Genomic DNA, 21966 nt, shown 5'->3' with positions numbered 1-21966 from the left:
CGTTATCCTCACCCCCTTGCTCTCTTGTGAACACTGCTAAAACAACCCTTCTTTACAAAATTTCTGTGCCTTCCGGCCGCGAACCCTTTATCTTCTACAGCAAATTAGCGAACGTGCGCGTTCCCATCACCCTGACGGGTAAAAAAGTCAAAACCGAACCGATTAATTTTGTAGAATTTAATCAGTACGCCTCAGGGCTGGCGGTGTTCAATCTGGAGAAATCATGAGTAAGACCAAGATCGTATTGTTATCAGCAGTATTATTAGGAGCCCTGCCGGCGATCTCCTCTGCGTTCGCGGAAGGCGAACAGGCTCAACCCGTTCAGACAACTCAGGATCCGGCGGCGCAGGACCAGACAACAACCGACCCGTCAGCGCCTGACGCACAAACACCGTCCGCATCGGACAATCAGGGCGTGACCACGCCAGGCCAGACGCCGGACGTGCAAACGCCTGCTGAGCACAAGCAGGATGCGCCAGAGCAGCCGGACCCCGCTCATCCGTATGCGGTTAAAACCTTTTTCGCGGACTTCCAGCGCTTCAACATTGGCAGCGTGGTGCCAGACCGCTACCGCACTAAAAAATATGAGATTATCGACTGGAAAACCCGCCACCTGCCTAAGCCTGATGAGGGCACCAGCTGGACTTACATGGGCGGCAACTACGTGCTGTTCTCTAAAGCCGATGGCAAAATCATCCAGGCCGAATCCGGCGACATCTTCTACCACCAGTAGAACGAAAAAAGGGAAACCCGCAGGGGTTTCCCTCATAGTGACTGCCGCATCTTTCTCGTTTGCCGAAATCCCGGCAGCGGAAGTCGGCCTGCTGAACGTTTAGCCCGCAGGCTGATTCAGCGCTTTCCAGCGCTTGTAGACTTCGAGCGCTTCCGCATCAGCCTGCTGCTTCATTGGCAGGCGGCGCTGTGCAATCGGCTTAGCAAACTCCTGATAGAAGTTCTCCAGCTCAAAGTACTGACGGTCGTCGCGGTAATACGGCACGTACTCTTCGCGAGTGGTGATATAAATCACCTGCTTAGGGCTGCAATAGTAGAGCGAACCCAGGCACATCGGGCACGGGCTGGCGAGAATATAGATCTCACAGTCTGACAGATTCTCCGTTTGCAGCTTTTTACAGGCCTCGCGGATGGCCAGGATCTCGGCGTGCGCGGTCGGGTCGTGGCTCTGAGCGGCCTGATTAGCGCTTTCGGCAACAATCTCACCGTTGCGTACAATCACCGTGGCAAAGGGTCTGCCGCCTTCCTCAACGTTCTGCATTGCCAGCGCAATGGTTCTTTTTACAAAATCCATCATGACCTCGTTACTCTGTTTAAAACAGGATCAATGATAGGATTAAAATTGCTAGCAATCAAGCTAGCTACGAAATCGTTCGTTTTCCATCCTCAGTTGGCGACGGAATATTTCGATTGCTGGCGAGTAAACCAGTCGGCAGGAATGTGGTGAGGGGCCTGAGTTAGCTGCTCAATGCCGCGTTCAATAATGATTGAGGCCTGCTGCCACAGTTCGGCATTGCCGTCGGTGAGTAAGGCAATCTGCACGCGCTTTTCAACCAGGTAGACGCGGGCAAAATGCGCATCGAAGTGGATGATCGATCGGGTGTTATCAATAATATCCGCCAGCTTGATGGTCTGAGCGTCAGCAGAAGCCCTGGCGGTATGACGAAAGTGCGCGACCTTACGTGCGGCGCGGTTCTTCGCCTCTGCAGGGTGGCTGTCGGTCAGCATCTCTACCAGTTCCGCTACGGCCGGGCCGAAGTGGCGGCTGATGTCGTTCAGCGTCGACGGCGTATCCTCGACCGTGTCGTGCAGCCATGCGGCGGCCAGCATGATCTCGCTATTGGTAACGCTTCTGACCAATTCGACTACCGCAGCCGGATGAACGATATAGGGTTCATCGGTGTATTTACGCCGCTGGCCCGCTTCGGCGTGGGCCCTGGTGGCATAACGACGTGCCTGTTCTTCCAGTGAGTTCATCCGTTTCTCCCGCAGGTGAAAAAAATAATCGCTTGCAATTATATAGTGCGCTATCTATATTTTAGTCATGACTATCATCAAAGATGACAAAAAAGCCCAGGACGCGCCACTGTTGCTTGATCAACAGCTGTGCTTTGCGCTCTATTCCGCCAATCTGGCGCTGCACAAGCTCTACCGGCAGCTGTTAGCCCAGCTGGATATCACCTACCCGCAATATCTGGTGATGCTGGTGCTGTGGGAACGGGATGACGTAACGGTTTCGGAGATCGGCGAACGCCTGTTTCTGGATTCCGCCACGCTGACGCCGCTGCTGAAAAGGCTTGAAGTCGCCGGGTTGCTCCAGCGACAGCGCTCCCGTAAAGATGAGCGTCAGGTGGTGGTGACGTTGACGGAACAAGGCAGGGAACTGCGAGCAAAAGCGGTGAATATCCCGGAAGCCGTCTTCTGCGCTTCAGCCTGCGATATCGACACGCTGACCTCGCTGAAAACCGGGCTGGAAACGCTGCGCGATAACCTTAACGCTTAACGACCGGGCGCAGGTTGCCCGGATGGACAGTACCCGTTTTATGGCTATATATCGCTCGCGATTAAATCGCGTAAACATTCACTATGCAGGAGTCTCACCATGTCTTTAGAAAAAGTTGTTTATACCGCAAAAGCCAAAGCCACCGGCGGCCGTGACGGCCGTGCGACCTCTTCCGACGGCGTGCTGGACGTAAAACTGGGCGTGCCAAAAGAGATGGGCGGCGCAGGCGGCGAAGTGACTAACCCTGAGCAGCTGTTCGCTGCTGGCTACTCGGCTTGCTTCCTGGGCGCGATGAAATTCGTCGCCGGCCGCGACAAAATCGCGTTGCCGAAAGACGCCTTTATTGAAGGTGAAGTTGGCATAGGCCCAATTCCGAACGGTTTTGGCATCGAGGCCAAACTGAACATCCACCTGCAAGGCATGGACCCCGCCGAGGCGAAAAAGTTGGTCGACGCGGCGCACATCGTTTGCCCTTACTCCAATGCCACCCGCAACAACATTGATGTGACTCTGAATATTATTAACTGAGCGTGAGTCATCACCAGGGCAGCGTCGTCTGCCCTTTTTTGCTGCCGCAAATCTTGTCTATTTCCTAAGCGACGTGCACAGATTGATCTGAAAAAGTGCGCGTTATATGGTTAACTACGCCGCTCTTGCGCAAGCCCCCCTTCGCTTTAGTCTCTTCTGATCAGGCTTGCGTCAGAGGATAATCGACCCGCTTTCCGAACTCTGACGCAACGGTACGGTCTGATTAACGTTTAAGATCCGTTTAAGTTACGCCAGGAAAAAGGTTTAATGAACTATATAAAATCACTAACTCAGCAGAAGCTGTCGCTAATGCTGGCATTTTACATCGGAATCTTCCTGAATATTCCGGTGTTTTATCGCCGTTTTGATCCCTTTCTGGCGCATTTTCAGGTCTTACAGTGGGTTTCCGCCGTGGCTGAAGTGGTGGCGATCGTCCTGCTGACGTTCTTCCTGATGCGGCTGCTGTCGCTGGGCGGCAAACTATTCTGGCGGATTACCGCCACGGCGCTGGTGCTGATCTCCGTCGCTGCAAGCTACTATATGAGCTTCTTCAACGTGGTGATTGGCTATGGCATCGTCGCCTCGGTGATGACCACCGACACGGATCTGTCGAAAGAGGTGGTTGGCTATCACTTTGTGCTGTGGATGGTGCTGGTCAGCGCGCTGCCTATGCTGCTGATCTGGCGCAACTCGCTGCGCCTGACGCTAATCGAACAGCTAAAAACCCCCGGGCATCGCTTTAAACCCCTGCTGACGCTGCTGCTTGCGGTGGCGCTGGTCTGGTTGCCAATCCGCTACTTTGATAAGCAGCAGAACATTAATGAGAAGCTGACCAATGTTGACCTGCCCAGCTATGGCGGCGTGGTGGCGCACTCCTATCTCCCTTCTAACTGGCTCTCTGCGCTGGGGCTGTTTGCCTATACCAGCTATGATGAGAAGATGGACAGCAAAGACCTGCTGGACCCGGCGAAGAAGTTCACCTACAGCGCGCCAGCCGGACTGGACGATACTTACGTGGTGTTCGTGATTGGCGAAACGACCCGCTGGGATCACATGGGAATGCTGGGCTACGAGCGGGACACTACGCCTAAACTTTCAAAAGAGAAGAATCTGGTGGCCTTCCGCGGTGAGTCTTGCGATACCGCTACCAAGCTCTCTCTGCGCTGTATGTTTGTCCGGGAGGGCGGAGCGGACGAAGGCCCAGGCCGCACGCTGAAAGAGAAGAACGTGTTTTCCGTGCTGAAAACGTTGGGCTTCAGCTCCGAGCTGTTCGCGATGCAGAGTGAAGTGTGGTTCTACAACAACACCGAAGCGGACAACTACGCTTTCCGTGAGCAGATCGGCTCTGAAAAAGAGAACCAGGGTAAATCGGTAGACGATATGCTGCTGGTGACGGAGCTGAAAAAGTCGCTGGATCGCCACCCTCAGGGTAAGCATCTGGTCGTGCTGCACACCAAAGGTTCGCACTATCTCTATTCCCAGCGCTATCCGCGTGAGTTTGCCCGCTATCAGCCGGAATGTATGGGCGTTGATGACACCTGTAGCAAAGCGATGCTGATTAACGCCTTTGATAACTCAGTGCTGTATACGGATACTGTGCTGGACAACGTGTTTGACCAGCTACGGGACAAGAAAGCTATCGTCTTCTATGCGTCGGACCACGGCGAATCGATCAGTGACAACATGCACCTGCACGGTACGCCGCGCAATATGGCGCCGCCTGAGCAGTTCCGCGTGCCGATGATTGTCTGGGCATCGGACAAGTATCTGGCTGATCCGACCAATCAGAGGGCCTTTGAACGACTGAAAGCCGAGCAGCGGGTGGGCAAAACCCATCGCCACGTTGAGCTGTTTGATACCCTCCTCGGCTGCCTGGGCTATACCTCGCCGGACGGCGGCATCAAAGACAGCAATAACTGGTGCGCTGACCCGAAAAAAGCAGCGGCGCCTGCGGACAGCAAAGCCTGATCGTCTGCCAGTGCCAGACAGAAGCCCGGATCGTTCCGGGCTTTTTTTATGCCTGAAACGCCTCAGCGGCTAATCACACTATATTCTGCTGCGGCAGTAAAATCGCTGTTACAAAAAAATGTTCATTTAAATCATGAAACAGGCGGAAAAACCCTTCTCCCGTCTGGCTTCGTCCGCTTATTTTGCGTCGCGTTTGGCTTATGTCCGTTATCGGGTTGTTGATGATTTCTTATGCCACTGTTGCAGCATATTTAGCTGCCTAAGGTGACATAAGCAAAGCGTATCGTTCATAAAAAAGCCACTTAGCGGACTAATTTAATAGTTTTTTTTCAGAGCAAATTGCCACAATTAAAGGTAATGGCATTACATTTGTCCGGTTTATAGCGGACTGAATAACGGTTTCCTCTGAAAATGTTACGAATTGGTTTTTTTTATGTTTGCTTGCTGTTTCTCACAGTCTGTGTAAATACCTGACAGTTGTATTGACGTTGCTTGCAACAGTTGACAAATTGATGCGTCAACGGGAAAAGGAAACGGAATAGTCTGATAGTTTGATCGCGGCTGGCCGCTCCTTTCCCACTGCCGTCAGGCACCAGCAAAGACCGCACTAAAAAAATACAGGGTCTTGCGAAGTTACACACAACACCACATCACATTGGAGCAGAAGCATGAGTATTTCTAAAACAGGGATGCTAAAGGTAGGTCTGAGCCTGATCGCTCTTACCGTTGCCGCTGGCGTCCAGGCTAAAACCCTCGTTTATTGTTCAGAAGGTTCGCCTGAAGGCTTTAACCCGCAGCTGTTTACCTCTGGCACCACCTATGACGCCAGTTCTGTGCCGATCTATAACCGCCTGGTAGAATTTAAAACCGGCACCACTGAACTCGTGCCCGGTCTGGCCGAAAAGTGGGACGTCAGCGCGGACGGTAAAATCTATACCTTCCACCTGCGCAAAGGCGTGAAGTGGCAAACCACCAAAGATTTCAAGCCGACTCGCGACTTTAATGCCGACGACGTGGTGTTCTCCTTCGAGCGTCAGCTGGATAAGAACAACAAATATCATGGCGTCTCCGGCGGCAGCTACGAGTACTTCGAAGGCATGGATATGCCTAAACTGATCGCCAAAATCGAGAAGGTGGACGATAACACCGTACGCTTCGTGCTGAGCCGTCCTGAGTCGCCGTTCATTGCCGACCTGGGCATGGACTTCGCTTCTATCATGTCTGCGGAATATGCCGACAACATGCTGAAAGCCGGCACCCCGGAAAAAATCGACCTGAACCCGGTTGGCACCGGTCCGTTCCAGCTGTTGCAGTACCAGAAAGACTCCCGCATCCTGTACAAAGCCTTTGACCAGTATTGGGGCACCAAGCCAAAAATCGACCGTCTGGTCTTCTCCATCACGCCTGATGCCTCCGTGCGCTACGCCAAGATGCAGAAGGGCGAATGTCAGGTGATGCCTTTCCCTAACCCGGCTGACATCGCCCGCATGAAGGAAGATAAAAATATCAACCTGATGCAGATGCCTGGCCTGAACGTCGGCTACCTGTCGTTCAACACCGAGAAAAAGCCGCTGGATAACCTGAAGGTTCGCCAGGCGCTGACCATGGCGGTGAACAAAAAAGCGATCATTGATGCGGTGTACCAGGGCGCTGGTCAGGCGGCTAAGAACCTGATCCCACCAACCATGTGGAGCTACAACGATTCGGTACAGGATTACGCCTACGACCCGGCAAAAGCGAAAGAGCTGCTGAAGGAAGCGGGGATGGCGGACGGTTTCTCTATCGACCTGTGGGCGATGCCGGTTCAGCGTCCGTATAACCCGAACGCCCGCCGTATGGCTGAAATGATCCAAAGTGACTGGGCGAAAATTGGCGTGAAGGCCAAGATCGTGACCTACGAGTGGGGCGAGTACCTGAAGCGCGCGAAAGCCGGTGAGCACCAGACCGTGATGATGGGCTGGACCGGTGACAATGGGGACCCGGATAACTTCTTCGCTACCCTGTTCAGCTGCGCGGCGGCCAAAGACGGTTCTAACTACTCTCGCTGGTGCTACAAGCCGTTTGAAGATCAGATTCAGCCAGCCCGTGCTGAAGCCGATCACAACAAGCGTATTGAGTACTATAAGCAGGCTCAGGTTGTGATGCATGGCCAGGCGCCTGCGCTGATTATCGCGCACTCTACCGTGTACGAGCCGGTCAGCAAAAAGGTCACTGGCTATGTGGTTGATCCATTAGGTAAACATCACTTCGAGAACGTTGATATTCAGGAATAATAGTCGGGGCCAGTCAGCTGGCCCCTTCTCACTCCCTGTTGGGCCGAACATTTTCGGCCCCTCTCAAGGTTGTATCGCTCGGAAGCAAAAAAATGGTCAAGGCGCCTCAGGGCGTCGCGATGGAGAACATCCGTCGCAAGATGTGAGCAAATATAATCTCTCAGGCTATGAGCCTGCGGGAACCAAAAGAGAATCCGGAATATGCTGCAGTTCATACTCCGACGTCTGGGACTTGTCATCCCAACGTTTATTGGCATCACCCTGTTAACTTTCGCGTTTGTCCATATGATCCCCGGTGACCCGGTGCTGATTATGGCCGGCGAACGCGGAATGTCTCCTGAACGTCACGCGCAGCTGCTGGCCCAGATGGGTCTGGATAAGCCGCTGTGGCAACAATATGTCTCCTACGTCTATGGCGTGCTCCATGGCGATCTGGGTATTTCACTAAAAAGCCGCATCCCGGTCTGGCAGGAATTCGTTCCGCGCTTTAAGGCGACGCTGGAGCTGGGCATCTGCGCGATGATTTTTGCCGTTGCCGTGGGTATCCCTGCGGGGGTTCTTGCAGCGGTTAAACGCGGCTCTATCTTCGATCACACCGTGGTCGGCATCTCGCTGACCGGCTACTCCATGCCGATTTTCTGGTGGGGAATGATGCTGATCATGCTGGTGTCCGTGCAGTTAAACCTGACCCCGGTGTCCGGGCGAATAGGCGATACGGTGTTCCTCGACGACAGCCAACCGCTGACCGGCTTTATGCTGATCGACACCCTAATCTGGGGGGAACCGGGCGACTTTAAAGATGCCCTGATGCACATGATCCTACCGGCGGTGGTGCTGGGCACTATTCCGCTGGCGGTTATCGTGCGTATGACCCGTTCAGCGATGCTGGAAGTGTTAGGGGAAGATTATATCCGTACCGCGCGCGCCAAGGGCCTGACGCGGATGCGCGTCATTGTGGTTCACGCGCTGCGCAACGCGATGCTGCCGGTAGTAACCGTCATTGGTTTACAGGTGGGAACGATGCTGGCGGGAGCCATCCTGACCGAAACGATCTTCTCCTGGCCTGGTCTCGGCCGCTGGCTGATCGATGCGCTTCAGCGCCGCGACTATCCGGTAGTGCAGGGCGGGGTGCTGATGGTGGCCATTCTGATTATCGCGGTCAACTTGCTGGTTGACGTGCTCTACGGCGTGGTTAACCCGCGCATTCGCCACAAGAAATAAGGGGGCCAGGATGTCTACAATCGATCCAGGCAGCGTGAGCGCTGCACCTAAGCCCATGACCCCTTTGCAGGAGTTCTGGCACTATTTTAAGCGTAACAAAGGCGCGGTTATTGGCCTGGTTTACGTGCTGGTGATGTTCATCATCGCCGCCTTCGCTAACTTCATTGCGCCACATGCGCCTTCCGATCAGTTCCGCGATGCGCTGTTGCATCCGCCGGTCTGGCAGGATGGCGGTAGCTGGAAGTTTATTTTCGGTACTGATGACGTGGGCAGGGATATTCTTTCCCGCCTGATGTACGGCGCACGCCTGTCGCTGCTGGTTGGCTGTCTGGTTGTGGTACTGTCGCTGATCCTGGGCGTGATATTTGGCCTGATCGCTGGTTACGTTGGCGGCGCGACGGATGCGGTGATCATGCGTCTGGTGGATATCATGCTGGCGCTGCCAAGCCTGCTGCTGGCGCTGGTGCTGGTGGCTATCTTCGGTCCTTCCATCGTTAACGCCTCGATAGCGCTGACCTTCGTCGCGCTGCCGCACTATATCCGTCTGACCCGCGCGGCGGTGCTGGTGGAGGTGAACAGGGACTACGTTACGGCTTCCAACGTTGCCGGAGCGGGCGCTCTGCGTCAGATGTTCGTCAATATTTTACCAAACTGCCTGGCACCGCTGATCGTGCAGGCTTCTCTGGGCTTCTCCAACGCGATCCTCGATATGGCCGCGCTGGGCTTCCTGGGTATGGGGGCGCAACCGCCAACGCCGGAGTGGGGCACCATGCTCTCCGATGTGTTGCAGTATGCGCAAAGTGCCTGGTGGGTGGTCACCTTCCCTGGTGTCGCAATCCTGCTGACCGTACTGGCATTTAACCTGATGGGCGATGGTTTACGCGACGCCCTCGACCCGAAACTCAAGCAGTAAAGAGGCACCAGATGGCACTATTAAATGTAGACAAACTGTCGGTGCACTTCGGCGACGATAAGGCGCCGTTCCGTGCGGTTGACCGCATCAGCTACCGGGTTGAACAGGGCCAGGTGGTGGGCATCGTTGGCGAGTCGGGCTCCGGTAAATCGGTCAGTTCGCTGGCGATAATGGGGCTGATTGATTTCCCCGGCAAAGTGATGGCCGAAAAGCTGGAATTTGACCAGCGCGACCTGCAACGCCTCTCGGAAAAAGAGCGCCGTCAGCTGGTTGGCTCCGAAGTGGCGATGATTTTTCAGGACCCGATGACCAGCCTGAACCCCTGCTACACCGTTGGCTTCCAGATTATGGAAGCGATCAAGGTGCACCAGGGCGGCAACAAGAAAACTCGCCGTCAGCGCGCCGTTGATTTGCTGACCCAGGTTGGCATTCCCGATCCGGCTTCGCGCCTTGATGTTTATCCGCATCAGCTCTCCGGTGGTATGAGCCAGCGCGTGATGATCGCCATGGCGATTGCCTGTCGGCCAAAGCTGCTGATTGCCGATGAGCCAACTACCGCGCTCGACGTGACTATTCAGGCGCAGATCATCGAACTGCTGCTCGATCTGCAACAGCAGGAGAACATGGCGCTGATCCTGATTACTCACGACCTGGCGCTGGTGGCCGAGGCCGCTCAGCACATTATCGTGATGTATGCCGGGCAGGTGGTGGAGACGGGCAAGGCGGAAGACATCTTCAAGGCGCCGCGCCACCCCTACACTCAGGCGCTGCTCCGAGCGCTGCCTGAGTTTTCCGCTGATAAAGCGCGGCTGGCTTCGCTGCCAGGCGTGGTGCCGGGTAAATATGATCGCCCGAACGGCTGTCTGCTGAACCCGCGTTGCCCGTATGCCAACGACCGCTGCCGGTCGGAAGAGCCTGAACTCCGTGATATTCCGGGGCGTCAGTCCAAATGCCATTACCCTCTGGATGATGCCGGGAGACCAACTTATGAAGCCTGAACAAAACGCCGCGCTGCTGATGCAGGCGATCGAACTTAAAAAACACTACCCGGTGAAGAAAGGGCTGTTTGGTCAGGAGCGCCTGGTGAAGGCGCTGGACGGCGTCTCCTTTAACCTGGAACGCGGCAAAACGCTGGCGGTTGTCGGCGAGTCCGGCTGTGGGAAGTCGACGCTGGGTCGGCTGCTGACCATGATTGAAACGCCGACCGAAGGGCAGCTGTTCTATCAGGGACAGGATCTGCTTAAGCATGACCCGGCGGCGCAAAAGCTGCGTCGCCAGAAAATCCAGATCGTGTTCCAGAACCCGTACGGCTCGCTGAACCCCCGTAAAAAGGTCAGCCAGATCCTCGAAGAGCCGCTGCTGATCAACACCGATCTGAGCAAGGCGGAACGCCGTGAAAAAGTGCTGTCGATGATGGCGAAAGTCGGCCTGAAAACCGAGCATTACGATCGCTATCCGCACATGTTCTCCGGTGGTCAGCGCCAGCGTATCGCGATTGCGCGTGGTCTGATGCTTGACCCGGACGTGCTGATAGCTGATGAGCCGGTTTCGGCACTCGACGTGTCGGTGCGGGCCCAGGTGCTAAACCTGATGATGGATCTCCAGCAGGAGCTGGGCCTGTCGTATGTGTTTATCTCTCACGATCTCTCGGTGGTGGAGCATATTGCCGACGAAGTGATGGTCATGTACCTGGGGCGCTGCGTGGAGCGGGGCAGCAAAGAAGCCATCTTTGCCAATCCGCGTCATCCTTATACCCAGGCGCTGCTCTCCGCTACGCCGCGTCTGAACCCGGACGAGCGACGCGAGCGCATTAAGCTGACCGGCGAGCTGCCAAGCCCGCTTAGCCCGCCGCCTGGCTGCGCGTTTAACGCCCGCTGTCGTCGTCGCTTTGGCCCCTGCACGCAGCTGCAGCCTCAGCTGAAGCAGTATGGCGACCAGCAGATTGCCTGTTTCGCGGTCGATCAGGATGAAGGCCAGCCGGTAGCCAGTAGCTAGCGGCAAGGCTGTAATGCATCAGGGCGAATCTCCGATTCGCCCTTTTTTTACGCCAGTATCGGGTTGGTAAGCGAAAAAAGAGTCACCTCCCTACCGGGCGCGAGTTGCACTCAGGGCGAATCAGCCCGTCGCCGAACAACATCGTAATTTTTGGTCAGTAGAAGGTGATATATATCAAATTTTTTCCATTTCCAGCATAAACTTTTATAACTTGTTCTAAAGTATTGCTAAGATCTGAGAAGTTAGGTATTTCCTCCGATCAACGCTATCATTTCTATAAGGCTAATTTAATTAGCCAGGCGAAATTATTTAAATAAGAAAACTAATAACAAAGTTGATTGATAGCCTGCGTAATTATTTATTTCATCTATCCTCAAGAGTCAATTATTCACTCCATTCATTCTTAACTGAAGATAAGAATCATCTGATGCAAATAAAAATTGTATGTTATATTGCCGAAAAATCCCTCACTCTCCGCGATCGTTCCCATGAAAAGTTATGATGACCTGCAGCGTTTTAAAGAAAAAACGCAGACAAACCATATCGACTTCAAGGACATGTCTGAACAGACTAAGAATTCAGACAGTGCCAACTGGGCGATCATCAAACAGCTGATGAACGAAGGGGCGGAGACGGGGTTAGGCAACGGACAGAGTATTGACGTTCCTGCGCCGCAACCCATTGCTGAAGATACCTTTATTGCCCCGGCCGCACCCGTTGCGCGTCCACAGCCAGCGGTTCAGTCCCACAGCGTGGCGGCCTTCGTGGCGAAACCGGCGGCAACGCAGATCGGTGCCTCGCTGCTGGACAGCATTTCTGCCTCGCTAAAACCTACTCCGGCGGCGGACCCGCTGACAACTGCTCAGCCTGCTCCGGCGGCGAACCCGCTGACAACTGCTCAGCCTGCTCCGGCGGCGAACCCGCTGACAGCCGCTCAGCCTGCTCCGGCGGCGGACCCGCTGACAGCCGCTCAGCCTGCACAGGCGGCGAACCCGCTGACGACCGCCCGCCCTGCGGCCACTTCGCTGCTGGCTTCCCTCCCGACCGCGCCTCCGGCAGCGGCCCGGACGGCTCCCGGCGGCTTCGCGCCTGCCGCGGCGCCCCAGCCAGCGGCAGAGTTACCTCGTTTCAAGCAGCTGTTCAGTTCCACCCCCGAGTCGTCACTGACCGTCTTATCTAAAGAGACGTTGCTGCAACCTCTGCTGGAGAGAATCGCCTCATGCCGTTAGTTTGTGTTTGCTCTCCTAAAGGCGGCGTGGGTAAAACCACTTTAGCTGCCAACCTGGCTTATACCCTTGCGCGCGGCGGGAGCAAAGTGCTGGCCATCGATTTTGATGTGCAAAACGCCTTGCGCCTGCATTTTGGCGTTCCGCTGTCGGATGGTCGGGGATACGTGGCTAAGTCTGCCGACTCCCCCGACTGGAGCCAGTCGATTCTGACCACCGGCGGTAACATCTTTGTGATGCCCTATGGCGACGTTACCGAAGAGCAGCGCGTTGAGTTTGAAGCCAATCTGACCCGCGACCCTAACTTTCTGGCGCGAGGTCTGCACACCGTTCTTAACTACCCAGGCCTGGTGATTGTGGCCGATTTTCCTCCGGGACCGGGGCCAGCGCTCAAGGCCATGACCGAACTTGCCGATTTACATCTTGTGGTGATGCTGGCGGATACCGCTTCGCTGTCGCTGCTGCCGCAAATCGAAAACGAAAAAATGATTGGCGGCGCGCTAAATCACCGTTCCGGCCACTACTTCGTGCTGAACCAGAGCGACAGCCGCCGCAACATCAGCCGTGATGTCACGGCATTTATGCAGCAGAGGCTGGGCGATCGGCTGCTGGGCGTGGTGAATCGCGATGAGAGCGTCGCGGAGGCCAACGCCTCGCAGCAGTCTATCTTTGATTTCAGCCCGGTCTCGGCCGCCGCCTTTGATATCGAGATCGTCGGCAAGCGTATTGCCGCCCTGCTCGATATTAAAGTGGGCGATGGTGAGATGCAGGCTCCGCTGAGATCGCGTTAATCGACGGCGGAGCCGTCGGGTATGGATGCCTGAAACACCGCAATACCTTGCTTGCGGTAAAAATAATAGTCTCGTTTTCAGGATGACTTATGAAAAAAGTCCTGTATTACCTGCTGCTGCTGGTATTATTCCCGCTCGCCGCAGTGATTGTGATCACCCCTATGGACAGCCAAAAGCAGTATATTTTTGGGCTGATCTCCATTGCCATCCTTTTCGTTATGGGCTTCAGTAAAAGCCGCAAAACCTCTATGGTAATGGTGTTCCTCTCGGCATTAATGTCTACGCGCTATATTTTCTGGCGCGCCACCGAAACGCTCTCATTTAATTCGGAGGTTGAGGCAATCCTCGGCATTGGATTATTTATTGCTGAGGTGTATGTCTGGCTGATCCTGATCCTCGGTTACCTGCAAACATCATGGCCGCTTAAGAGAACCATCGAGCCGATGCCGGAAGACATCAACTTATGGCCGACCGTAGATATCTACGTGCCGAGCTATAACGAAAGTCTCGATGTGGTCCGTGATACCGTGCTGGCCGCGCAGTGTATCGACTATCCGCGCGACAAAATCAAAATCTATCTGCTGGACGACGGTAAGCGCAGCGAGTTTGCGGTGTTTGCCGCCGATGCTGGCGTCGGCTACATCACCCGCGACGACAACCGTCATGCGAAAGCCGGTAACCTGAACCACGCGATGCGCATCACTAAGGGTGAGCTGATTACCGTTTTTGACTGCGACCACGTAGCCACTCGCGCCTTCCTCCAGGCGACGGTAGCCCCCTTTCTGAACGATCCAAAGCTGGCTCTGCTACAGACGCCGCACTACTTCTATTCGCCCGATCCGTTCGAACGCAACCTGAAAGCCGCGCGTGAAATCCCCAACGAAGGCGCGCTGTTTTACGGCCCGGTTCAGCAGGGTAATGACAACTGGAACGCTACCTTCTTCTGCGGCTCCTGTGCGGTTATTCGCCGTTCAGCGCTGGAAGAGATCGGCGGCTTTGCCACCGAAACCGTCACCGAAGATGCGCATACCGCACTGAAAATGCAGCGTCGCGGCTGGAAGTCCGCGTTCCTGTCCCTGCCGCTGGCGGCTGGCCTGGCAACCGAACGTCTTGGTCTGCACGTCGTTCAGCGCACCCGCTGGGCGCGCGGTATGACGCAGATATTCCGCGTGGACAACCCGCTGCTGGGCCGCGGCCTGAAATGGCAGCAGCGCCTGTGCTATCTGAATGCCATGCTGCATTTCCAGTTTGGCCTGCCAAGGGTGGTGTTCCTGACCGCGCCGCTGGCTTACCTGCTGTTTAATCTGAATATTATCCACTCGTCGGCCAGCCTGATCTTCGCCTATGTGCTGCCGCACCTGGTGATGTCGCTGTATGTGAACTCCCGCATGAACGGCCGCTTCCGCGCCACCTTCTGGGGGGAGATTTACGAAACGGTGATGGCTTTCCACCTCGTCATCCCGACCATTCTGACGATGCTTTCGCCAAAGCACGGCAAGTTTAACGTGACGGATAAAGGCGGCCTGCTGGACGTAGGCTTCTTCGACTTCAACATCGTGCGTCCTCACGTCATCTGTGCCGCGCTGCTGCTGATTGGCGTGGTAAGCGGGGTGATTCGCGCCGTGGCACACGACTATTTCGGCGTGGACCCTTACGTTATTGCGCTGAACGTCGGCTGGGCACTGTTCAGCCTGATCATTCTGATGGCGGCGATTGCCGTTGCGCGGGAAACCAAACAGACGCGTAAAACCATCCGTATTGAGGTCAGTATTCCGATGGTGTTGCATTACGCCAGCGGCATCTCCTCGCGGACCACAACCGTGGATCTGTCGATGGGCGGCGCCCAGGTCACCGCGCCGGACAACCGTCATGAAACTGACGAAATTGAGGCCATCGATTTGATGCTTCAGTCCGGCACTATCTCTATTCCGGTCAGTACGATTGGTTTTGAGGATGGCGTTATCCGCCTGAAATTTGACGAAATGCCGCTGTCTCGCCGTCGAGAACTGGTGCGTGTGGTCCTGTCGCGCGCCGATGCGTGGATTAAACCCGAAGGGCCGAAAGACAAGCCTTTCCGCTCCCTGATCACCATCATCCGTACCGTCTTTGAATTGTTCTGGCTGACCTGGAAAGATCGTCGCGCTAAGCATCAGGCCGCGAAGGCTGAAGAGGATAGCGTGGCATGAAGCGACTGATATTATCTGCACTCTGTTTTACCGGCGTACTGACCTTAAGCAGCGTCTGGGCCGCGCCTGAAAGCGTGACTCAGGACAGCCGCGCGCTGTCACAAATTCCTCCTCCGGCGGACGTAGGCCAGCCGGCGGCGGCGTCAACCGGCGGGGAAGCGCCGCAGGACTATTCAGCATCCATGAATCAGGCGACCAGCAACGCCTCCGCTGCTTCGGCGGCGACGAGCGGGCAAAACGGCGATCCGGCGGTTCAGGCTGAGCAAAGCTCGCCAGCGCAGCCTGCGGCGGAGGCCCCGACCGGCCAGCCTGAGGGGCTGCCGCCGCTGCCTGCACCCGTTTCTCCGCAAGCGACCAGCAGCGTGATGCTGAACCAGCCGCTGACCAGCACCGTCTCCGTTGCGCAGATGGGCCAGACCCGCGGCATTGTGCTGACCGGCGGCCAGTTACAGTCAGGCATTGTTTTCACGCTACCAACGGACGAAGTGATCACTAACGCGCGTCTCAATCTGTCGCTTAAAGTGTCGCAGGCGCTGGCGGCCCGCAATACCTCGTTGCAGCTGATGCTGAACGGCCAGCCGCTGGGAACCCTGCCGCTTGGCGCCTCGGACAGCGCCAGCGAAGATTACCAGCTGGATATTCCCGCGGCGATGGTGGTCTCCAGCAACAATCTGAGCTTTAAAATTAACGATGCGGATCAGCTGCTGTGCGAACGCGATAGCGCCAGCCAGTATCAGGTGACCATTCTGCCGAAAACCACGCTGTCGCTTGAAGGGCAGCAGCTGAATATGGGCAACATGCTGCGCAACTTCCCGCGACCGTTTATCGATCCGCTGCGCATGACGCCTTCCGTGGTGCCGATGGTCTTCGGTACGTCGGTGTCGCCTGGTGAAGTCAGCGCGGCGGCGATCCTCTCATCGTGGCTGGGCATTCAAACCGATTACCGCGGGATCAGTTTCCCGGTGCTGCGTAACGATCTGCCTGAAAAGAACGGCATCGTCTTCGCCCACCCTGGTGAAATGGTTGCTGGCGTGGCGATCCCTAAGGTCAATGGCCCAACCGTGCAAATTATCGATAATCCGGTGAACCCGGTTTACAAGCTGATGCTGGTGATAGGTAAGGACGACGACGAGCTGCGGCAGGCTGCCTGGCGTCTGACTCAGCCGCTGAGCGTCGATGCCTCTTCGCTGGCGGTGGCCGGTCAGAGCATCCCGCTGCGCAAACCGTACGACGCGCCGCGCTGGATTAATACCGATCGCCCGGTTCGACTCAGCGATCTGCTGCGTAAAGATCAAAGCATGACCACCACCGGGATCTGGCACGACGCGCTGCGCGTGAACTTCCGTGCGGCGCCCGATCTGTTTCTGTGGGATGGCGAGACCCTGCCAGTGCAGCTTGACTACCGCTTCCCGTCGGAAAACTGGATTGATGAGAATGAATCGTACCTCAACGTCGGTCTGAACGGCACTTTCCTGCGTAACCTGACGGTCAACAAAGTGGGGCTGCTGGAGAGTATCTGGCACCGGCTTGGCGGCGACGCGCGTCAGGAAAGCTACACTCTGAAGCTTGACCCGTACCTGATCTACGGTGATAACCAGCTACAGCTCTACTTTAATATCAAGCCCAAGGAGAATGCGCCTTGCAGCGTGCTGACCAACAACAACATCAAAAGCCGTATTGAAGACAATTCGTTTATTGACCTGAGCCATACGCGTCACTTTACGCTGCTGCCGAACCTCGCCTATTTTGTTGGCGCTTCGTTCCCGTTCACCCGTCTGGCTGACTACTCGCAGACCGTGCTGATGCTGCCTTCCTCCCCAAGTAATGCAGAGATCGGCACGCTGCTGGATATGGCCGGGCGTTCAGGCAATGCTACCGGCGTGGCGCTGAGCCATAACAGCGTGATGTTCGGCATCCCGGCTGGCGGGACCGCGCTGGGACGGCTGCAACACAGCGACGTTCTGGCCGTTTCCACGCTGAAGCAAACGGCTTTTAATCAGTCGATGCTACGAGGCTCACCGTACGATGTGAGCGGACATACGCTGGGCGTCAGGGAACCAACGCTGCTGGATAACCTGCGCGGCTGGCTCACCGGCGACTGGTATCGTCAGGCGGTGGACGCCGATCGCTACTTCTCATCCAACGAAGACTGGCGCGGATTTATCAGCTACGGCTCGCCGTGGAACGATTCGCGCGTGGTGGTGATGACCGTGGCGACCGATGACGATCAGCTGTCCCGCCTGCATCAGGATTTGACGCTGCAACGCATTAATGCCGGGATACGCGGCGATACCGCGATCATCACCGATGAGAACGGCATCCGCAGTTTCCGCGTCGGCGCTCAGTTCCCCAGCGGACAGATGCCCTGGTACATGATGGTGGTGTGGTATGCCAACCAGCATGCGGTGGTGTTGGCGCTGCTGGCGCTGCTGTTCTCGGTATTAGTGGGGCTGAGCACCGTTGTGCTGCTGAAGCGTCACGCCTGGAAGCGACTGAACCCGCAACATGACTCGTCCCCTGGTGAGAAGAAGTGATGACCATGATGAAAATAAAAATGCTCACCGCCAGACTACGTCAGCATTGGGTGCCCGGTATGACCCTGGCGGCCTCCGCGCTGGTCTTTCCGGCGCTGGCGGCGGACGACAACCCGGCGATTCAGGCGCTGTTCGATCAGGCTAACTACTGGCATCAGAAAGCCCATGACGACCTGGCCCGCGATGCGCTGAACAAAGTGCTGATGGTGGATGGCAACAACACTCAGGCCCTGTATCTGATGGCGCTGTGGGCGCAGCAGAGCGGCGATAGCGCCACGGCTGGCAAATGGCGCGCGCGGCTCAATCAGGTTTCCCCGGACGATTCGCGGCTGGTGGAGCTGGACAAGGCCCGCCAACTACAGTCCATTCCCACTGCGCAGCTCAACCTGGCTCGTCAGCAGGCGCGCAGCGGCAATATCTCCGCCTCGCTGCAAACCTGGCGCAATACCTTCAGCGGCAACGAGCCGCCGGCCAGCGTGGCGGCAGAATATTACCTGACGATGGCGGGCGATCGTACACTGTTGCCGCAGGCTATTGATAACCTTCGCCAGTTCTCCGCACAGAATCCTCAGGATACCGCCGCGAAGCTGGCGCTGGGCAGAGCGCTGACCTATCAGGAGTCAACCCGCCGTGAAGGGTTGCAGATGCTGGAAAGCATGGCCGACGGCAACCCGGATGCCGACAGCTCGCTGCGTCAGGGGCTGATGTGGTTAGGCCCGCAGCCGGGCGACGCGCCGCTGTACCAAAATTACCAGCAGCGTCATCCTCAGGACCGCACGGTCATGGAGTATTACCGCAAGAATGCAGGCGGCGCGGAGAAAGGTCAGGGCTTTACCGCGCTGAACAGCGGCGACGTCAGCGGCGCGCAGTCCGCGTTTAACCAGGTTTTGCAGGCTAACCCGCAAGATGCCGATGCTTTAGCTGGCCTGGGGTATGTGGCGCAGCGCAACGGTAACTATGCGGCAGCGGCAGATTATCTGGATCGCGCGGCGAAACTGGGTGGTGATAACAGCCAGCAGCGGCAGCAGCAGGCGGCGGACGCGCGTTTCTACGCGCAGCTGGCCACGGCGCAGCAGGCGATGAAGGCGGGCAACACCGCGCAGGCGCTCAGCCTTAGCGAGCCGTTGACTCAGGCGGATGGCGAGAAAGGCGTGTCGGCTAAGCTGTTCCGCGCCGACGTTCAGCGCCGCAGCAATCAGCTGGAGGCGGCTGAGCAAACTTACCGATCGGTGCTGCAAAGCGACCCCGACAACCGCCCGGCGAAAGAAGGGCTGTTCTACGTGCTCCGTCAGCAGAACCGCGGGGCCGAGGCCAACACGCTGCTGGCTTCCCTGCCGGACAGCGTGCGCGCCAGCGTGACGCCGCGCCCAGCGGTCACCAGCGATCCGGTTCGTCGTCAGGCGAAGCAGGCGCTGGCCGCAGGCAATACTCAGCAGGCCGTTGCTATCCTCCAACAGGGTATCCAACGCTTTCCCACCGATCCCTGGCTGCGTCTCGATCTGGCGCGCCTCTACCAACAGCAGGGCAACACCTCGCTGGCGGCGGGCGTCATGCAGCCCGCGTTCCGCAGCGGCGCCAGCAGCAACGAAATCTACGCCGCCGCGCTGTTCTCCAGTGAAAACGGCGCCTGGCAGCAGGCCCAGACGCTGATCGCGCGCATTCCTGCCCGTAATCAGAACAGCGAGATGCGCGAGCTGTCGCGCAGGGCGAACTTTAATCTGCAAATGGCCGTGGCCCAGCAGTATCTGGCGCAGGGCTCCACTGCCGCTGCGGCGAATACCTTTAAGGCGCTGGCGGTGAACCCACCGGAGAATCCGGCCGATGCCGGCAACCTGGCAAAAGGCCTTGCCGGTGCTGGCGACCTGACTACCGCCGTTTCCGTGGTGCGGAACAATATGCAGCGCGGCGTGCAGGGCAACGCGGGCGACTATGCGGCACAGATCGCCGTGCTGAACCAGGCCGGGCTGGGTGGTGAAGCGCAAAGCTTCCTGAGCAATCCTGAGCTACAGTCTCGCAGTACGCCAACGCAGCTGGCTGGTATCAATAATGGCTACACGATCAACGAAGCTGACCGCCTGCGCACGCAGGGGCAATATGCTGCCGCTTACGACAAGCTGATCGGCGCGCTGCAACACGATCCGCAGAACACCGATCTGATGTTTGCCATGGGACGCCTCTATCAGTCCGGCAAAATGAATAAAGAAGCCGGGGTGGTTTATGACTACCTGATGACCCGTGACACGCCAACTCAGGATGCGCGCGTGGGCGCTATCGACGTGGCGCTGGCTAACCACGATCTGCCGAAGGCGAAAAGTCTGGTGGCGGGGCTGCGCGGCGAGCAAACGCCAGAGCGGCTGCTGTTAATGGCGCGGGTGGCGGAAGCGGATGGCGATCATCAGCAGGCGCTGGCTTATCTTCGCACAGCTCGCGGCCGGATGATCGGTCTGGAGGGGGCTTCCACCGGCAGCAACCCGTCGATCGGCGGGCTGGCGCTGGCGGACAATCCCTTTATCAACCGTTCCACGCCTTCCCAGCGGCGCTCACCCTCTGCATACGGTGCCGTTATGCCGTGGCAGACGGCTCCGGCGGGAAGCGATTCGGCGCTGCAAACTGCCGGGGTGGAGGTGCCAACCCAGCAGAGTCAGACCCTGCATCAGATCGACACCATGATGGACAATCTGCAGGAGCGCACTGGCACCTGGGCGCAGGGCGGCGTCCAGGTCAGAGGCCGCGATGGCGAGTCGGGCCTTAGCAAGCTGACGGAAGCGAAGGCGCCGCTGACCTGGTCAACCGTTCCCTATGGCGATACGCGTTTCGACTTTACCCTGACGCCGGTCACCCTGAGCGCGGGCAGCGCCTCCAGCTCAGCGACGCCGCGCTTCGGCACGCAGGCGCTGGAGCAGGGCCGCAGCGCGCAGGCGAGCGACGTGCTGCCGTCTGAGGTAAAGCTGAATTCGCCAGGCTCGCAGAACGCTTCCGGCGTGGAAGTGAATCTGGGTCTGACCAACGACAACTTTAAAATAGATCTCGGCTCTACGCCGCTGGGCCAGGATCTCAGTACGCTGGTAGGCGGTATCCAGTGGTCGCCTAAGCTGACCGATTACCTGACGCTGATCCTGACCGGCGAACGCCGCTCGGTCACCGACAGCCTGCTCTCGTATGTCGGCGTGGAAGACAAGCTGAGCGGGAAACGCTGGGGCCGGGTCACCAAAAATGGCGGCGACGCGCTGTTAAGCTACGATAACGGCGATGCCGGGTTCTACTTTGGCGCGGGCGGCTACAGCTATCTGGGTGAGAACGTCGAAAGCAATCAGAGCATCATGGGCCAGGCTGGCGCTTATGTTCGTCCGTTCCACGACGACAGCAGTGAGCTGAAAACCGGCATCAGCATGAGCTGGATGGACTTCTCGAAAAACCTCAGTTACTACACTTATGGTCAGGGCGGCTACTTCAGCCCGCAGAACTTTGTCGCCGTCTCTTTCCCGGTTGACTGGAGCAAGAACTACGACGATATGAAGGTAAAGGTGGGCGGTTCGGTGGGCTATCAGTCCTACTCCCAGGACCGCAGCGCTTACTTCCCGACCGACCCGGACAAGCAGGCGCAGCTTGAGAGCTACTATAATGCGGGCTACGCCACCGAGGCTTACTATGAAGGCGGCAGCAAAAACGGCATTGGCTATAATCTTCATGCCGGCGCGGATTATAAGGTGAACAAAGACGTTACCATCGGCGGCCAGCTTGGCTACGACACCTTCGGTGACTACAACGAGAGCACCGCGAAACTTTATTTCCGCTATATGCTCGGGGACAAATAAG

The 21966-nt window shown here is 57.0% G+C and carries 17 protein-coding genes; 15 read left to right on the top strand and 2 right to left on the bottom strand.

Annotation, left to right across the window (positions count from 1 at the left end; translation table 11 throughout):
- The first annotated feature begins 26 nt into the window (after positions 1-26).
- Both NG99_RS29115 and NG99_RS05485 read left to right on the top strand, forming a co-directional pair.
- Complete coding sequence (locus NG99_RS29115; protein ID WP_157032561.1) at positions 27-227, top strand: hypothetical protein; 201 nt, start codon at positions 27-29, stop codon at positions 225-227.
- Positions 224-733 (top strand): RcnB family protein, encoded by a 510-nt coding sequence (locus tag NG99_RS05485; RefSeq protein ID WP_034889191.1) that lies wholly within the window; start codon positions 224-226, stop codon positions 731-733. Before NG99_RS29115 ends, NG99_RS05485 begins: the two co-directional genes overlap by 4 nt.
- Before the next feature lie 99 nt (positions 734-832).
- Here NG99_RS05485 and NG99_RS05480 read toward each other — a convergent pair whose 3' ends face one another.
- Both NG99_RS05480 and NG99_RS05475 read right to left on the bottom strand, forming a co-directional pair.
- Positions 833-1309 (bottom strand): nucleoside deaminase, encoded by a 477-nt coding sequence (locus NG99_RS05480; protein ID WP_232298175.1) that lies wholly within the window; start codon positions 1307-1309, stop codon positions 833-835.
- Between the two features lie 89 nt (positions 1310-1398).
- Positions 1399-1989 (bottom strand): HD domain-containing protein, encoded by a 591-nt coding sequence (locus NG99_RS05475; RefSeq protein ID WP_034889189.1) that lies wholly within the window; start codon positions 1987-1989, stop codon positions 1399-1401.
- A 67-nt stretch (positions 1990-2056) separates the two neighbouring features.
- Between NG99_RS05475 and NG99_RS05470 the strand changes: the two genes are divergently transcribed.
- From NG99_RS05470 to NG99_RS05410, 13 genes are all read left to right on the top strand, one after another.
- Complete coding sequence (locus NG99_RS05470) at positions 2057-2515, top strand: MarR family winged helix-turn-helix transcriptional regulator (protein WP_034889187.1); 459 nt, start codon at positions 2057-2059, stop codon at positions 2513-2515.
- 99 nt (positions 2516-2614) lie between these two features.
- The gene (locus NG99_RS05465) at positions 2615-3043 is read left to right on the top strand and encodes an organic hydroperoxide resistance protein (protein ID WP_034889185.1); all 429 of its coding nucleotides are present in this window, start codon (positions 2615-2617) and stop codon (positions 3041-3043) included.
- 267 nt (positions 3044-3310) lie between these two features.
- The gene (gene eptB, locus NG99_RS05460) at positions 3311-5011 is read left to right on the top strand and encodes a kdo(2)-lipid A phosphoethanolamine 7''-transferase (RefSeq protein WP_034889183.1); all 1701 of its coding nucleotides are present in this window, start codon (positions 3311-3313) and stop codon (positions 5009-5011) included.
- A 668-nt stretch (positions 5012-5679) separates the two neighbouring features.
- On the top strand, positions 5680-7284 hold the full coding sequence (gene dppA, locus NG99_RS05455; protein WP_034889180.1) for a dipeptide ABC transporter periplasmic-binding protein DppA: 1605 nt from the start codon (positions 5680-5682) through the stop codon (positions 7282-7284).
- Between the two features lie 201 nt (positions 7285-7485).
- Positions 7486-8505 carry a dipeptide ABC transporter permease DppB gene (dppB, locus tag NG99_RS05450; protein WP_034889178.1) on the top strand — a complete coding sequence of 340 codons (1020 nt, stop codon included), beginning with the start codon at positions 7486-7488 and terminating at the stop codon, positions 8503-8505.
- Between the two features lie 10 nt (positions 8506-8515).
- A complete protein-coding gene (gene dppC / locus NG99_RS05445) occupies positions 8516-9418 on the top strand; it encodes a dipeptide ABC transporter permease DppC (RefSeq protein WP_034889176.1) in 903 nt (300 codons plus the stop codon).
- A gap of 11 nt (positions 9419-9429) precedes the next feature.
- Positions 9430-10416, top strand: coding sequence for a dipeptide ABC transporter ATP-binding protein (gene dppD, locus NG99_RS05440; RefSeq protein ID WP_034889174.1), 987 nt, complete (start codon positions 9430-9432; stop codon positions 10414-10416).
- Positions 10406-11413, top strand: a complete 1008-nt coding sequence (gene dppF, locus NG99_RS05435) for a dipeptide ABC transporter ATP-binding subunit DppF (protein ID WP_034889172.1) — start codon at positions 10406-10408, stop codon at positions 11411-11413. Before dppD ends, dppF begins: the two co-directional genes overlap by 11 nt.
- Positions 11414-11901: 488 nt before the next feature.
- The gene (gene bcsO / locus NG99_RS05430) at positions 11902-12642 is read left to right on the top strand and encodes a cellulose biosynthesis protein BcsO (RefSeq protein WP_034889170.1); all 741 of its coding nucleotides are present in this window, start codon (positions 11902-11904) and stop codon (positions 12640-12642) included.
- Positions 12633-13430 carry a cellulose biosynthesis protein BcsQ gene (gene bcsQ, locus NG99_RS05425; RefSeq protein ID WP_034889168.1) on the top strand — a complete coding sequence of 266 codons (798 nt, stop codon included), beginning with the start codon at positions 12633-12635 and terminating at the stop codon, positions 13428-13430. Before bcsO ends, bcsQ begins: the two co-directional genes overlap by 10 nt.
- Positions 13431-13519: 89 nt before the next feature.
- Positions 13520-15616 (top strand): UDP-forming cellulose synthase catalytic subunit, encoded by a 2097-nt coding sequence (gene bcsA / locus NG99_RS05420; RefSeq protein ID WP_052130563.1) that lies wholly within the window; start codon positions 13520-13522, stop codon positions 15614-15616.
- Positions 15613-18150, top strand: a complete 2538-nt coding sequence (gene bcsB, locus NG99_RS05415; protein WP_034889166.1) for a cellulose biosynthesis cyclic di-GMP-binding regulatory protein BcsB — start codon at positions 15613-15615, stop codon at positions 18148-18150. Before bcsA ends, bcsB begins: the two co-directional genes overlap by 4 nt.
- Positions 18151-18158: 8 nt before the next feature.
- On the top strand, positions 18159-21965 hold the full coding sequence (locus NG99_RS05410) for a cellulose biosynthesis protein BcsC (RefSeq protein ID WP_034889440.1): 3807 nt from the start codon (positions 18159-18161) through the stop codon (positions 21963-21965).
- The last annotated feature ends 1 nt before the right edge of the window (position 21966 follow it).

It is taken from the genome of Erwinia typographi (assembly GCF_000773975.1).
Lineage (GTDB): Bacteria > Pseudomonadota > Gammaproteobacteria > Enterobacterales > Enterobacteriaceae > Erwinia > Erwinia typographi.
The sequence above is the reverse complement of the archived record's forward strand: the minus strand, read 5'-3'. Positions and strand labels throughout refer to the sequence as shown.